The following is a 13,535-nucleotide window of genomic DNA, read 5'->3' on the forward strand; positions in this document are numbered from 1 at the left end:
GGAAATGGCTACCCTCGGCTGGGTCGACTGGTTCAACAACCGGCGCCTGCTTGGCCCCATCGGAAACATCCCGCCAGCAGAGGCTGAAGAGAACTTCTATGCACAGCACGACGTGCTCGATATGGTCGCGTGAAATGAAGCTATAGGTCTCCGGTGAAACCGGGGCGATTCATGGTGATGATCATCTTCAGCATGGTGGACCTTTCCCTTGGGTCCAGCGGCTTGTCATCAGCAGCATTAGAGCGGCCCAGCTTTGATTTTTTTCCAATGCCGAGAGCATGGTATCGGTCGGCCGCTGCCAAAATCTGTTCCGGCACGTCCAGTTCAACCTTCTCAAACCAACGCACCAAGTCAGGCACGCTTGTCCTGCCTGGCGCAGCGACACTGCCCCAATCAAAGTTGTCTTCGATCAAAGCGCGTCTTTTGAAGTAGAAGGCAAGAACATCACTTTGAACGGGCATCCCGTCGGTCCCCTCCAGCAAGTCGCCACAGAGTTCAAATCCAATGGAAAGAGCGGCAGCTTCGTCTAAGGACCACCGTTGCATTCTTGCCCAGTGCTACAGATCTGCTTCGCGACCTTCAACGCCGAAACCGCCCGCAAACCAGACTGGTTCCTGCTTGAACACCGCTCTCAGCTCTGAGAGCGTGAGGCGTTCTGCCATGGTATGCGCTGGGTTGCTGACCTCACCTCTGAGGTCGAAGCGCTCGAAAAACTCCGCGTCCGTCATGTCCTGCAAGGTCTCCTTGCAGACCTTGATTGAAAGAGCCAAATCAAAAGCAAAGCCATCGAAGACGTCCGGATGGTACGGACCCCTGATGTTGTGGATGACAGGTTTTCTCCATTTCAGTAGCCTGCCATAACGACGTTGCAATATCTTCGTCGTGATGTACGCCCGCGACGGTTCGTTTGACACATGACCACCCTTCTACTGTGACTTGGGCGATCCTGCCTCCACCTCATCCAAATATCCAGCCCACCAATCGGCCAGCCTGACACGTTCTTCCCAGAACTCGCCACGGGCATAGATCCGGCGGATCTTGTTTCCATCAACATGGGCCAAGGCACGTTCAATGGCATCAGGGTTCCACAGGCCGCTTTCATTGGCCAAGGTCGAAAATGTTGCGCGGAAACCATGCGCTGTCATTTCATCCCCGTCATAGCCCAAGCGACGAAGCGCGCCGTTCAGAATATTCTCACTCATCGGACGAGACACCGACCTGAGCGAGGGAAACAGGAAGACGCCATTGCTGGTAATACGCTTCAGATCCTTCAGCAAAGCCACGGCCTGCGATGGCAGCGGGACTGAATGCGGCACCCGCATCTTCATCCTGTCGGCAGGGATCAACCAAATCGCCTTTTCAAGATCAAACTCTGCCCAGGTCGCCTGCCGTAGCTCACCCGGTCGCTGGGCGAGTATGGCGAGTAACCGCAACGCGATGCGTGTCGTGACCTGCCCCTGAAACCCGTCTATAGAACGCAACAAGCCACCCAGTGCGTTAGGGTCCGTGATGGCAGAGCGCGATTTGACCTTGGGTCGAATGAGAGCATCCCGCAGTGCAAAGGTGGGATCATGGTCGACCACACCGGATGCAATGGCATAGCGAAAAACAGCGCCGATCTTGGCGCGCAACCGCTTGGCGGTTTCGTGGTTTCCCTTGGCCTCGACTCTGCGCAGGCAGGCAAGCACCATAGGTGAGGTCACCTCTGCGATAGGCTTATTACCGAACGCATCAATCGCCATACCTAGAAGCCATTCAGTCTTGATCTTGGTCGCGTCCGCGCGCCCTTCCTTTTCGGCTTTGGTCTTGTAGGCTTCCGCAAGCTTCGCGAAGGTTGTCTCCTGCACGAGCAGTTTCTGGCGTTTGTCTTCTTTCTTGACCTCACCCGGATCTTCACCGGCTGCAAGCCGTGCTCTGGCATCGTCGCGCAGTTTTCTTGCCTGTGCGAGAGATACCGCCGGGTAGGCCCCGAATGACAACCGCTTCTCTCGGCCTTCGATCCGGTACTTCATATGCCACAGGCGCGAGCCAGACGAAGCAACCGTCACGTAGAGCCCTTGGAAGTCAGAGACCTTGTAGGGTTTGTCTTTGGGTTTCAGGCTTCGAATCTGGGTATCAGTCAATGGCATATGGGGGCATCGCCTTTCTGTATCACTCGCGATGCCCCCGCAGATACCCCCAAGCCAGGGGCACTCCATCAGACTGGGCTGAACAGAATCGGACAACCAGCATCGCAAAAACCCTTATAAACTAGGGATTTCTGGATGTCATTGGATGATCTTGGATGAGAAAGTGGTGCCGCTGAAGGGACTCGAACCCCCGACCCCATCATTACGAATGACGTGCTCTACCAGCTGAGCTACAGCGGCCCCATTGATCCGGCAAGCTTGCCCGCCGGTTCTGTTGCGCCTCTTAGCACCGGTTTTCGGTGCCGACCAGACCCTTTATGCAGGTTTTTCGGCCGGCGCGTCTGCGGCTTGTGTCGCAGCGTCAATGACCTCTGCATCCGCCTCTGCCGCAGGCTTGGGCAGGCTACCCACGATCAGCGGCAACAATTCCGTCTGCGTCGCGGACGGGCCAGCGCTGTCGGGTGCGTCGCGCCATTCCAGCGTGTCGAACGCGCTGCAATTGTCGCAGATCGCCTGCCAGCTTGCATGCACATGCTGGCAGTTGCTGCACACCCATTGCGGTCCGCGTGGGGCGGTCAGGGCGCGGGCCAGCCAGCCACGCACCACCGCGTCATCTGCCCCTTCGCCACGCTCTATCGCCGCCATGACGGTCAGGGCGCGCACGGTCGGACGGGTTTCGAACAAATCCCCCAAGGCCCGCCGCGCCTCTGGGAAATCTTCGGCTGCAATCAGAAATTCGGCCTGCAACAGGCGCGATTCGTCAGCATCGGGGTGCATTTTGATCAGCTTCTGGAACCGCGACAGGCGTTGGCGCGGCGTCTCACCCTTCTCGATCGCGGCAAAGGCTGCGGCCAATTCCGGGTGCGGCGCGGCTTTCCAAGCCCGTTTGATCGCGCGGGCGGCATAGGTGCCTTTGCCCTGCGCGACCAAGGCATGCGCCGCCGCGACAGCGGCCGGAACAAGATCGGGCGACAAGCGGTTGGCCTCGATGGCCGCGTCACGCGCGCGCGGCAACTCGTCCTTTGCGGCCAGCGCATCCGCCTCTTGCAGCGCCAGAACGGCGTCGCGGCGGCGATACACATCGCGCGGCAGATGCCCGCTGGATTTCTTGGTTTCCAGCGTCTTGCGCGCGCCGCGCCAGTCTTCGGCCTCTGTCTGAAGTTTCAGCAGCGTGTTCTGTGTCGGCTCATGCGCGGGCTGCATTTCCAGTGCCTTGACCGCCAATGCGCGGGCTTTCTCTGTCTCACCCAAGGCAAGTTCGGCCCGGATCAGCCCCTGAACCCCGACAAAGCGGCTGCGCGGATCATCCAGCAACCCTTTGTAATGTTCCAACGCCAAGGCATTGTTGCCTTTGGCTTCTGCGGCTTGGGCAATCAGCAGGTTGGTCATGATCGGACGGTTCAGCAGCTTATGCGCCTTCTCAGCCTTCACCATGGCGGTTTTCGAATCGCCTGTAGACTGCGCCAGCATCGCGCCGAGCAGTGCATCCAACCCGCGTTTTTCGCGGTTGCGCATGAAGAAGCGGCGGATGGCGGTCTCGTCACCATTCATGAAGTGCAGCAAGGCCAGCGACAGCGAAATTGCCTTGAGCACAAGCCAAAGCGCCACAAGAAAGACCACGAAGGCAATGATTGCCTGAATCGGGCCAAGCGTGAATTCCATGTCGAGAATGCGCAGACCAACCGTCTGACCGCTGTCCATAAGCGCCCCTGCGCCATAAGCCAGCGCAATCACGGCCACGACAAAAACAAGGAGTTTAATCAATGTCCAAAACATGGTGTTTCCTTACTCCGTCGTGTTTTCGGCCTGCAACGCATCCAGCGCGGCGGCGGCATTCAACCGGGTTTCGACGGCGCCCAGCCAATCGCTGATAGCGGCGCGCCCGGCCTCTGGCAGGCTGGCCAATTCATCGCGCGCGGCGGCAAGGTCACCGTCTGCAACCGCAACACCTGCGCGGGCCGTAATCGCATCGGGATCGTCCCCCTCGCGCGGAGCAAGCGAGCGTGCCCCGATCTGCGCGCGAAAAAAGTTGCCTAGTTTTTCCGTGGCCGAGTCAGCCGGAGCGCTTTGCAGGCTGGCGGCCAAAGCGGCACGCGCCGCCGGGTCGTAGCTTCCCTGAAGCGCCTCGACCGTCTGGACCCCGCCCGCAGCATCCTGCAAGGCGGCGGGCACGTCGACCCCGGCCTGCATCAGCTGCGCGATGGCGTCCTCAAAAGGCGCACCGGTTACAAGTGCGGCGCGAATGCGGTCAAGCCCGGCGCTGGCCATGGCAGAATCGACCGCGGCCTCGGCTTGCACCACCTCTTCTGTCGCAAGCTTACGCAAATCATCCATATCTGCCTGTAGCGCCGCGATCTGGTCGGGCAGCGGCGCATAGGCGGCTTCCAACGCGGCAAGACTGTCCTGAACAGGACCAAGGTCAACCGGAGCCTCGGCATTCAGCGCCTCGATCTGCGCTTGCAGATCGCTGGTATCGGTCGGCGCAGGAAGTGCGGCAATCTGCGCGCGCAGATCCTCCATCGCAGCCTCAAGCGCACTCAGCTCAGGGACCACCGAAGGTTCCAGCGCAGCAATTTGCGATTCGAGTGCCGACAGATCAGAGCCTTGGGCCATCGTGGCGCGCAGATCAATCAGTTCAGCGCGCAGGGCGTCCAGGTCGCCGCCCACCGCAGGTTGCTGGGCGGTTTGGTAGACATGCGCCCCGTATCCAATACCCCCCGCAACCAAACCACCCAGAAGCATCGGGAAAAAGCCCCCACGATTCGCTTGCGGTGTGGGGGCAACAGGGGCGGTGGGCTGTATGTCGGGCTTGGAATCTGTCACAGGCTCTAGCGTGGTTGCGTCAGGTGTCGTGGCCGGTGCATCGCCCGTTTCAGACAAAGTGGACTCGGCCGCTTCGGGCGCGTCAGGCTTTTCGGCCTGCACGTCTAAACTGTCTGGCGCAGCCTCAATTTCTGCCGTCGCCTGTGGCGTGGTGTCCTCTGCCGCCGACTCAGGCTGGTCAGAGGTCTCTGGCGCCGTCACAGTATCGTCGCCCATCTGGGCTGGGCCATCTGCCAAAGGCGCAATTTCGGGCGTTTCAGGCGCAACAACCGCATCCTCAGGCGCTGTCTTGGACGCGTCGGGCAACCCCGCATCGGCCATGGTTGCAGAGGCATCCGCACTGTCCTGCGGTGCATTCGTGTCATCTTTTGGCGTTGCGGCCTCGGATGTGGCTTTAGCGGTTCTGGGTCGGCGCGGCGGGGTGCCTTGCTTGCTGGTGCCTGTCTTGCTTGTGGTTCTGCGCGCCACCGTCAATCCCCCATCACACTTACGCCGCTTCGCAGCAATCTTCGCTACCTTATCGTGGGTTCTGGTCAGGCTCAAGCGTGGCCTGCAATAGCGCGACGGCGTTCAACATCCCCGTGTGATCGGGCGTTTTGGCAATCCAAAGCCCCGACAACGGCACCCCCGCCAGCCCCGCTGCCGCCGCATCGCTGATCGCGACAGCATAGATCTGAGCCTGCGGATCGGGCAAGTCGCGCCACGCCTGCGCCAACAAGGCCGCACTGCGCGGTGAAAAAACAGGCAGCACAACCTGCCCCGGTGCCATCAGACACGCCCGCGCGGCATCACTTAACTTTTGCGCCAGTTGGTCGTAGCAGACCACGGCCTGCGCCCGCAGACCTGCGGCGTTTAGCCGCCCGGCCAGATCGCCTGTCACATGCGCGCCGCACAGATGGACCAGATCCTGTTCCGGGCGCTCGGCACAAAGCTGCGTGAACAGCTTATCTGCCGTGCCACCGCCCGCGCGCAAATCGGAAAACCCCGCCGCCTGCGCCGCAGCCTGGCTACCTGGCCCCACGCACCACATGGGCCAGTCACGGCGCGCCGTCACCGCGGCCAACGCGCGCACCGCATGTTGTGAGGTGACGATCACCGCACAGCCGGGCGCCGGCGGCGTGATATCGCGCAACACCACCTTCAGAATGGGCGAAATCACCACCCTGCCCGGCCAATTGGCAGCAGTGGCGAAATATTCCGCACTATCGCGCGGGCGGGTCAGAAGTAGGGTCGGCAGCGTGGCCCCCATAGGTTATGGTCCGGATAGACACCAGTCAGAGCATTGTGCGGATATATCCCAAGTGGTAGCTGCATGTTGTGCCCATTTGCAACCAGAGAGCCCGATGACCGACTTCGCCGCTGGCCCCGTGACCGTTCTGGGACTGGAAAGTTCCTGCGACGACACCGCCGCCGCCGTGTTGCGTGGTGGTCCGGGGGGACCAGAGATATTGGCCAATATCGTGATTGGGCAGACCGACCTGCACGCGGGATATGGCGGTGTCGTCCCTGAAATTGCCGCCCGCGCCCATGCCGAGAAGCTGGATATCGTGGTCGAGCGGGCCTTGGCCGAGGCCAGGCTCTCACTGAAGAGGATCGACGCGATTGCCGTGACCGCCGGGCCGGGCCTGATCGGTGGCGTGATGGCCGGGGTGATGCTGGCCAAGGGGCTGGCCGCAAGCACTGGCAAACCCATGATTGGCGTGAACCACCTTGCCGGACATGCGCTGACCCCACGGCTGACCGATAGGGTGGATTTCCCCTACCTAATGCTGCTGGTGTCCGGCGGGCATTGCCAGTTCCTGCTGGTTGAAGGGGCGGAACAGTTCACCCGGCTGGGCGGCACCATCGACGACGCGCCGGGCGAAGCCTTTGACAAGGTCGCCAAGCTGCTGGGCCTTGGCCAACCCGGCGGCCCGCTGGTCGAGGCCGAGGCCCGCGCAGGCGACCCGAAACGCTTCAAACTGCCACGCCCATTGCTGGACCGGCCCGATTGCGACATGTCTTTTTCCGGGCTGAAGACCGCTGTGTTGCGCAGCCGCGATGCGCTTTGCACGGCTCAAGGCGGGCTTTACGCGCAGGACCGCGCCGATCTGTGCGCAGGCTTTCAGGCGGCGATGGCCGATGTGCTGGCGGAAAAGACCCGGCGCGCGCTGGTCAAAACCGGCGCGCCGATGCTGGCCGTGGCGGGCGGTGTTGCGGCAAATCAGGTTTTGCGGGCGCGGTTGGAACAGGTCGCGGCAAATGCCGAGGCGCGATTCGTTGCCCCACCACTAAAGCTGTGCACCGACAATGCGGCCATGATTGCATGGGCCGGGCTGGAACGGCTGCGGGCGGGTGGGCGCGATGACATGAGCCTTGCAGCGCGCCCGCGATGGCCGCTGGACACAAGCGCCGCCCCAATGCTGGGCGCGGGCAAGAAAGGGGCCAAGGCATGAACGTGGCAATCCTTGGCGCGGGCGCCTTCGGAACGGCCCTTGCCTGCGCGCTGGGTCATGCGCAACTTTGGGCGCGCGATGCCGAACATGCCGCCGAAATTGCCCGAACCCGCCGCAACACACGCCGCCTGCCCGGCGTGGACCTGCCCGAAACCGTGACGGTAACGCACGACCTGACAACCATAGATGCCGAAATCCTGCTTCTGGCCATGCCAATGCAGCAGATGCGTGGCTTTCTGCGCGAGCATGCCGATTTTTTGGCCCCGCGCATCCTTGTCGCCTGCTCGAAGGGCGTGGACATGGAATTGTTGATTGGCCCTGTCGGGGTGATTGAACAAGCCCTGCCCGGCACGCAAGCCGCGCTTCTGACAGGGCCAAGCTTTGCCGCCGACATCGCGCGCGGCCTGCCCACGGCCCTGACGATTGCCGCGCGGGATGCGGAGTTGGCCGAAACCTTGCAAACCCGCCTGTCGACAGAGAACCTTCGGCTCTATCGCAACACCGACGTGACCGGGGCAGAACTGGGCGGTGCGCTGAAAAACGTAATCGCGATTGCGGCGGGCATGGTGATCGGGGCTGGGCTGGGCGAATCCGCGCGCGCGGCGCTGATGGCGCGCGGCTATGCCGAGATGCAGCGCCTTGCTCTGGCCTTGGGGGCTGAAACGGAAACACTTGCGGGTCTGTCGGGCTTTGGCGACCTTGTGCTGACCTGCGGGTCTGAGAAATCGCGCAATTTCCGCTACGGCATGGCGCTTGGGGCCGATGCCGATTTCAACGCAGGCACCACCGTCGAAGGTGCCGCGACCGCGCGCGCTGTCGCCCGATTGGCCCGTGAGCGTGGCGTGGACATGCCGATTACCCGCATGGTCGCCGCTGTTCTGGACGGTATGCTGACCCTGACCGAAGCCAAGGGCGCGCTGCTCGCCCGCCCCCTGACACTGGAGTGATATGACATGCCGCTTTTCATGATGGTCTGCACCGACAAACCCGGCGCGCTCGAGACCCGCAAAGCCACGCGTGAGGCGCATCTGGCCTATGTCCGCGATACCGGCTGCGTGGTTCAGGCCGGCCCGCTGCTGGACAATGCCGGCGAAATGGCCGGATCGCTGATTGTGCTGGACCTGCCCGATATGGCCGCGGCCACGGCTTGGGGCATGAATGACCCCTATGCGAAAGCCGGGCTGTTTGCCGATGTGCGCTTGCAGGAATGGAAAAAGGTCATGGGCTGATGCGCTACTGGCTGATGAAATCGGAACCCGACGCGTTTTCTTGGGGTGGCCTTGTCGCAAAGGGTGCTGCGGGTGAAGAATGGGATGGCGTGCGCAATTACCAAGCCCGCAACATGATGCGCGAGATGGGGATGGGCGACCGTGTATTTTTCTACCACTCACAATCCGACAAGGCCGTGGTGGGCATAGCAGAGGTGATCGCGACCGCGCATCCTGACAGCACAACGGATGACCCGCGTTGGGAATGTGTAGATGTTCGGGCGGTTGCGCCACTGAAACAGCCTGTCACATTGGAAATGTGCAAGGCAGACCCGCGCTTGTCAGAGATGGCTTTGCTAAAGCAGGCCCGTTTGTCGGTGCAGCCTGTGCGGCCCGAGGAATGGGCCGTGATCTGCGACATGGGCGGGGTTTAAGTTCCGCAGAAGGTAACAACCGTAGGCGCATCCACCGGCGCGGGACCGGCAAAGGCTTCGCTGCCTGCGCACTTGGTAAATGGCTGCTGAACATGTTGCAAAAGTGACAGGAACGGGTCCATATCACCATGCTCGCTTGCAGCGTCCAATGCGTGTTCAACTAGATGGTTGCGCGGAATATAGACCGGGTTCACCGCACGCATCCGTTGGGCCGCAATGTCAGGATTGCCCAAGCCTATCCGCAGCCGCGCCAACCAGTCCGGCAGGCCAGAGGGGTCGGTGAACAAGGCCGCCAGCGTGGCTTCATCCCCCATGACCGCATCGGGCAAAGCCTGAAAGAAGCTTGTGAAATCAACACCCTGCCCCTGCCACAGGGTTTGCATATCCTCTACCAAGGCGGCATCGCAACCGCCTTCAAACCCCAGTTTGCGGGCGAACACCGCAAGCCATTCCGCGCGATACTGCTCTTGTATCGCCTCGACGGCATCGGTCGCCAGCGCGATCGCGCGCTCCTGATCCGGGTCGATCAATGGCAGCAGCGTCTCTGCCAGCCGCGACATGTTCCACAGAAGAATTCCGGGCTGATTACCATAAGCATAACGCCCACCATAATCGATGGAACTGAACACGGTGGCAGGGTCAAAACGTTCCATAAAGGCGCAAGGGCCGTAGTCGATGGTTTCGCCAGACAGCGTGCAATTGTCGGTATTCATCACCCCATGCACGAAGCCCACGCCCATCCATTGCGCGACCAACTGCGCCTGCCGCGCGCCGACCCGTTTCAGGAACGCCAGATACCGCCCGTCCTGCCCCACCAAATCGGGATCATGCCGCGCAATCGCGTAATCTGCCAGGCGCGCGACCATGTCGGTCTGACCGCGCGCGGCAAAGAACTGCAACGTGCCGACGCGCAGATGGCTGGCGGCGGTGCGCGCCAGAACCGCGCCGGGTTCCAACCCGTGTTGGCGCAACACGCGGTCGCCGGTGGTGCAAGCGGCAAGCGCACGGGTTGTCGGAATACCAAGCGCTGCCATCGCTTCCGACACAAGGTATTCACGCAGGACCGGCCCCAGCACCGCCCGCCCGTCGCCGCCACGCGCAAAGGGCGTGCGACCAGAGCCCTTCAGATGAAGGTCGTGGCGCAGACCGTCAGGCGCTACGATTTCGCCCAGTAAATAGGCGCGCCCATCGCCAAGCTGCGGGCTGAACCCGCCAAATTGATGCCCCGCATAGGCTTGGGCAATCGGTTGCGCGGCCTTTGGCGCGGCGTGCCCCGACAGCATGGCCACGCCTTCCGCAGTTTGCAGATCCGCCGCATCCAACCCCAGATGCTTGGCCCATGCGGTGTTCAGAAGCACCAGTTGCGGGTCGGGCCAGCCTTGGGGCGCAACAGAAACATAGGCCCCGGTCAGGTCGCGGGCATAGCTGTTGTCAAAAGCGATGGGCATGGGCTTTCCTTGTCTGCTTTAACGAAAAGGTAAGCCGCCCATGTCATGCTGACCAGACGTATCGTCATTCACAGGGGGTCAAACACCCAGACAGTAACGCATAACGGCTTTTTGCGCGTGCAGGCGGTTCTCGGCCTCGTCAAAGACAACCGATTGCGGGCCATCCATAACCGCGTTGGTCACTTCTTCCTCGCGGTGCGCGGGCAGGCAATGCATGAACACAGCATCTGGTTTGGCTTTGGCCATCAGCGAGTCATTGACCTGATAGGGGCGCAACAGGTTGTGGCGGCGCTCACGGTTGGACTGGCTGTCATGCATACTGACCCAAGTATCGGTCACGACCAGATCGGCACCGGCGACAGCCTGTTCCGCATCGCGCATGGTTTCGACCTGAACCCCCTGCGCGCGCGCAAAAGACACGGCTTTCGGGTCCGGGTCCAACGCCTCTGGTCCGACAAACACCATGTCGAACCCGAATTGCCCGGCTGCATGCAGAAAGGACGCACACACATTGTTGCCATCGCCCAGCCAGACCACGCGACGACCCTTGATCGGTCCACGATGTTCCTCGTAGGTCAGGATATCAGCCATGATCTGGCAGGGATGCGTTTCGTTGGTCAGCCCGTTAATGACCGGGACAGACGCATATTCGGCAAGTTCATGCAGCACGGACTCGTCAAAGGTGCGGATCATGATCAGGTCGACATAGCGCGACAGCACCCGCGCGGTGTCGGCAATCGTCTCGCCGTGACCAAGCTGCATTTCGGAGCCAGAGAGCACCATGCTTTGTCCGCCCATCTGGCGCACACCCATGTCAAAGCTGACACGCGTGCGGGTCGATGGTTTCTCGAAGATCAGCGCAACCATACGGCCCTGAAGCGGCTGGCTGTCATCGGGCGTGCCCTTGGGCTGGCCAGCGCGGGCCTCTTTCATGATGCGGGCCTGGTCGATCATGGCGCGCAAGACCGCGCGGTCAGTGGTGCTGATATCAAGGAAATGCGGCATGGCGTCGGGCCTTTTGGCTGATGCGGGATGCGAGGGCGCTGCCCTCGCGCTCCCGGAGTATTTGGAGCAAGATGAAATCAGAGGAGGGTTCGCGCCGCAGCGTCAAGGCGGGTGATCGCCTCGGCCAATTCGTCTTCGGATATGGTCAGCGGCGGCAGCAGGCGCACCACGTTGTCGGCGGCAGGCACGGTCAGCAAATGCTGGCCTTGGGCGGCCTTGACCAGATCGGCCGCAGGCACGCAACATTTCAGACCCAGCATCAGCCCCTGCCCGCGCACGGCTTCGAAGACGTCCGGATGCGCGGCGACAAGCCCTTCCAGACTTTGGCGGAAATTCGTGGCATTGCGACGCAGCCCCTCCAGAAAGCCCGGCGCGGTGATGATCTCGACCACTTTGGCCCCCACAGCGCAAGCCAGCGGGTTGCCGCCATAGGTCGAGCCATGCGTGCCGGCTGTCATGCCGCTTGCCGCGCGCGCCGTCGCCAGCACGGCCCCCAGCGGAAAGCCGCCGCCGATGCCCTTGGCAACCATCATGATGTCGGGGCTGATACCCGCCCATTCATGCGCGAACAGACGCCCCGTCCGGCCCATGCCGCACTGCACCTCATCGAGCACCAGAAGCGCGCCGGTGCGGTCGCAAGCGTCGCGCAGGCCCTTCAGGCAGGCGTCGGGCAGCGGACGGATGCCGCCTTCGCCCTGCACAGGTTCCAGCATGACGGCCGCGACGGTGTCATTCAGAGCCGCGTTCAGCGCATCATGGTCGCCCCATGGCAGAACCTTGAAGCCGGGCATGAGCGGGCCAAAGCCCTTGGTCATCTTTTCCGACCCGGCGGCGGCAATCGCCCCGGTGGAGCGGCCATGAAACGCGCCCTCGAATGTCAGGATCGTAGGGCGCGCCTCACCTGCATCATGCCAGTATTTGCGCACCATCTTGATCGCCAGTTCTGCGGCTTCGGTGCCCGAATTGGTGAAAAAAACCGTATCGGCAAAGGTGTTATCCACCAGTGCCTGCGCAAGCTGTTCCTGCGCCGGAATGGTATACAGGTTCGAGACATGCCACAGCGCCTGCGCCTGATCGGTCAACACCTGAACAAGCGCGGGATGGGCATGACCCAGCGCGTTGACCGCGATCCCCGAGGTCAGGTCAAGGTATCGATCCCCCGAGGCCGCATAGAGCCACGCGCCGTCGCCTTTCACAAAGGAGAGGGGCGTGCGGTTGTAAGTGGGCAGAACCGGAGGAAAGGGGGCGTTCATGGATGATATCCCGTCAGAAGGAAGCCTTTGACCTGCCAAAGCAGCGCGGGCAAGTCAACACAGGTTATGACAAAGAGGGTGCGGTGGCAGGGTGCAAGGGGTGTCACGCATAGGGACACCTCTGCACATAGGACGCCGGGAAACCCTCAGTCCACCAGCCGCAGATATTTCCGTTCGATAACCTTCAGAACCTGCGGCAGCTCATGCCCGCGTTTCAGGATCTGCCCATCCATGCCCAGGACGACATACATGCCCTGACGGTTACGCAGCGCGGGGTGCTTTTCGATCCGGTAAAGCGGGTGCTCTGCCGTGCGCCGAAACACCGAAAACACCGCTGATTGACTGAGGCAAGATATCCCATAGTCGCGCCATTCGCCCGCCGCCACCATGCGCCCATAGAGCGACAGGATCATCCCCAGTTCGCGCCGGTCAAAGCTGACTTGGGCAGCCTGAGAGGAAAAGGAGGTCTGCATATTCATAGCCGAAGAGTGTGACGCCGCGCGCGGAAAATCAAGCCCGGACCCTGCCGACTTCGGTTTCGCGCCGCGAAAAGACGCAGACAGGCTTGCGCCCGCCCCCCGCGCCGGGCCATGTTATGCGCAAATCAGAATAGGAGGACACCCCATGCGCACACGCGCCGCCGTTGCCTTAGAGGCCGGAAAACCTTTGGAGATCATGGAGGTAAACCTTGACGGGCCAAAGGCCGGAGAGGTTCTGGTCGAGATCAAGGCCACGGGCATTTGCCACACGGATGAGTTCACCCGCTCTGGCGCGGACCCCGAAGGGCTGTTTCCAAGCAT

The 13,535-nt window shown here is 61.8% G+C and carries 14 protein-coding genes, 1 tRNA gene and 2 pseudogenes; 6 read left to right on the forward strand and 11 right to left on the reverse strand.

The window, feature by feature from the left end:
• Positions 1 to 133: pseudogene (locus M3N55_RS16040) on the forward strand (IS3 family transposase); the annotation flags it as partial.
• 7 nt (positions 134 to 140) lie between these two features.
• Here the strand turns inward: M3N55_RS16040 and M3N55_RS16045 are convergent.
• From M3N55_RS16045 to M3N55_RS16075, 7 genes are all read right to left on the reverse strand, one after another.
• Positions 141 to 545 carry a hypothetical protein gene (locus tag M3N55_RS16045; RefSeq protein WP_249060882.1) on the reverse strand — a complete coding sequence of 135 codons (405 nt, stop codon included), beginning with the start codon at positions 543 to 545 and terminating at the stop codon, positions 141 to 143.
• Between the two features lie 12 nt (positions 546 to 557).
• The gene (locus M3N55_RS16050; protein ID WP_249060883.1) at positions 558 to 914 is read right to left on the reverse strand and encodes a hypothetical protein; all 357 of its coding nucleotides are present in this window, start codon (positions 912 to 914) and stop codon (positions 558 to 560) included.
• 12 nt (positions 915 to 926) lie between these two features.
• Positions 927 to 2,129 carry a tyrosine-type recombinase/integrase gene (locus M3N55_RS16055; protein WP_249060884.1) on the reverse strand — a complete coding sequence of 401 codons (1,203 nt, stop codon included), beginning with the start codon at positions 2,127 to 2,129 and terminating at the stop codon, positions 927 to 929.
• Positions 2,130 to 2,293: 164 nt separating this feature from the next.
• Positions 2,294 to 2,369 (reverse strand) — tRNA-Thr (locus tag M3N55_RS16060).
• 75 nt (positions 2,370 to 2,444) lie between these two features.
• Positions 2,445 to 3,905 carry a heme biosynthesis protein HemY gene (locus tag M3N55_RS16065; RefSeq protein WP_249060885.1) on the reverse strand — a complete coding sequence of 487 codons (1,461 nt, stop codon included), beginning with the start codon at positions 3,903 to 3,905 and terminating at the stop codon, positions 2,445 to 2,447.
• A gap of 9 nt (positions 3,906 to 3,914) precedes the next feature.
• Positions 3,915 to 5,420, reverse strand: a complete 1,506-nt coding sequence (locus M3N55_RS16070) for a COG4223 family protein (RefSeq protein WP_249060886.1) — start codon at positions 5,418 to 5,420, stop codon at positions 3,915 to 3,917.
• Positions 5,421 to 5,469: 49 nt separating this feature from the next.
• The gene (locus M3N55_RS16075; protein WP_249060887.1) at positions 5,470 to 6,201 is read right to left on the reverse strand and encodes a uroporphyrinogen-III synthase; all 732 of its coding nucleotides are present in this window, start codon (positions 6,199 to 6,201) and stop codon (positions 5,470 to 5,472) included.
• Positions 6,202 to 6,295: 94 nt separating this feature from the next.
• Between M3N55_RS16075 and tsaD the strand changes: the two genes are divergently transcribed.
• The 4 genes from tsaD to M3N55_RS16095 are packed head-to-tail and all read left to right on the forward strand — an operon-like array spanning position 6,296 to position 9,029.
• Positions 6,296 to 7,387, forward strand: coding sequence for a tRNA (adenosine(37)-N6)-threonylcarbamoyltransferase complex transferase subunit TsaD (gene tsaD / locus M3N55_RS16080; RefSeq protein ID WP_249060888.1), 1,092 nt, complete (start codon positions 6,296 to 6,298; stop codon positions 7,385 to 7,387).
• Positions 7,384 to 8,334: an NAD(P)H-dependent glycerol-3-phosphate dehydrogenase gene (locus tag M3N55_RS16085; protein ID WP_249060889.1), complete on the forward strand. Its 951-nt coding sequence runs from the start codon at positions 7,384 to 7,386 to the stop codon at positions 8,332 to 8,334. Before tsaD ends, M3N55_RS16085 begins: the two co-directional genes overlap by 4 nt.
• A gap of 6 nt (positions 8,335 to 8,340) precedes the next feature.
• Entirely contained in the window at positions 8,341 to 8,616 is a 276-nt protein-coding gene (locus M3N55_RS16090; protein WP_249060890.1) for a YciI family protein, read from the forward strand.
• The gene (locus M3N55_RS16095) at positions 8,616 to 9,029 is read left to right on the forward strand and encodes an EVE domain-containing protein (RefSeq protein ID WP_249060891.1); all 414 of its coding nucleotides are present in this window, start codon (positions 8,616 to 8,618) and stop codon (positions 9,027 to 9,029) included. Before M3N55_RS16090 ends, M3N55_RS16095 begins: the two co-directional genes overlap by 1 nt.
• Here M3N55_RS16095 and M3N55_RS16100 read toward each other — a convergent pair.
• The 4 genes from M3N55_RS16100 to M3N55_RS16115 form a co-directional block, all read right to left on the reverse strand.
• Positions 9,026 to 10,477: a protein adenylyltransferase SelO gene (locus M3N55_RS16100; RefSeq protein ID WP_249060892.1), complete on the reverse strand. Its 1,452-nt coding sequence runs from the start codon at positions 10,475 to 10,477 to the stop codon at positions 9,026 to 9,028. The genes M3N55_RS16095 and M3N55_RS16100 overlap by 4 nt on opposite strands.
• Positions 10,478 to 10,555: 78 nt before the next feature.
• Complete coding sequence (gene argF, locus M3N55_RS16105; RefSeq protein WP_249060893.1) at positions 10,556 to 11,482, reverse strand: ornithine carbamoyltransferase; 927 nt, start codon at positions 11,480 to 11,482, stop codon at positions 10,556 to 10,558.
• 77 nt (positions 11,483 to 11,559) lie between these two features.
• Positions 11,560 to 12,735 (reverse strand): aspartate aminotransferase family protein, encoded by a 1,176-nt coding sequence (locus tag M3N55_RS16110; protein ID WP_249060894.1) that lies wholly within the window; start codon positions 12,733 to 12,735, stop codon positions 11,560 to 11,562.
• A gap of 146 nt (positions 12,736 to 12,881) precedes the next feature.
• Positions 12,882 to 13,214 (reverse strand): DUF2794 domain-containing protein, encoded by a 333-nt coding sequence (locus M3N55_RS16115; RefSeq protein ID WP_249060895.1) that lies wholly within the window; start codon positions 13,212 to 13,214, stop codon positions 12,882 to 12,884.
• A 145-nt stretch (positions 13,215 to 13,359) separates the two neighbouring features.
• Between M3N55_RS16115 and M3N55_RS16120 the strand changes: the two are divergent.
• Positions 13,360 to 13,535 (forward strand): annotated as a pseudogene (locus M3N55_RS16120) (S-(hydroxymethyl)glutathione dehydrogenase); the annotation flags it as partial.

It is taken from the genome of Roseinatronobacter domitianus (genome assembly GCF_023336755.1).
GTDB lineage: Bacteria > Pseudomonadota > Alphaproteobacteria > Rhodobacterales > Rhodobacteraceae > Roseinatronobacter > Roseinatronobacter domitianus.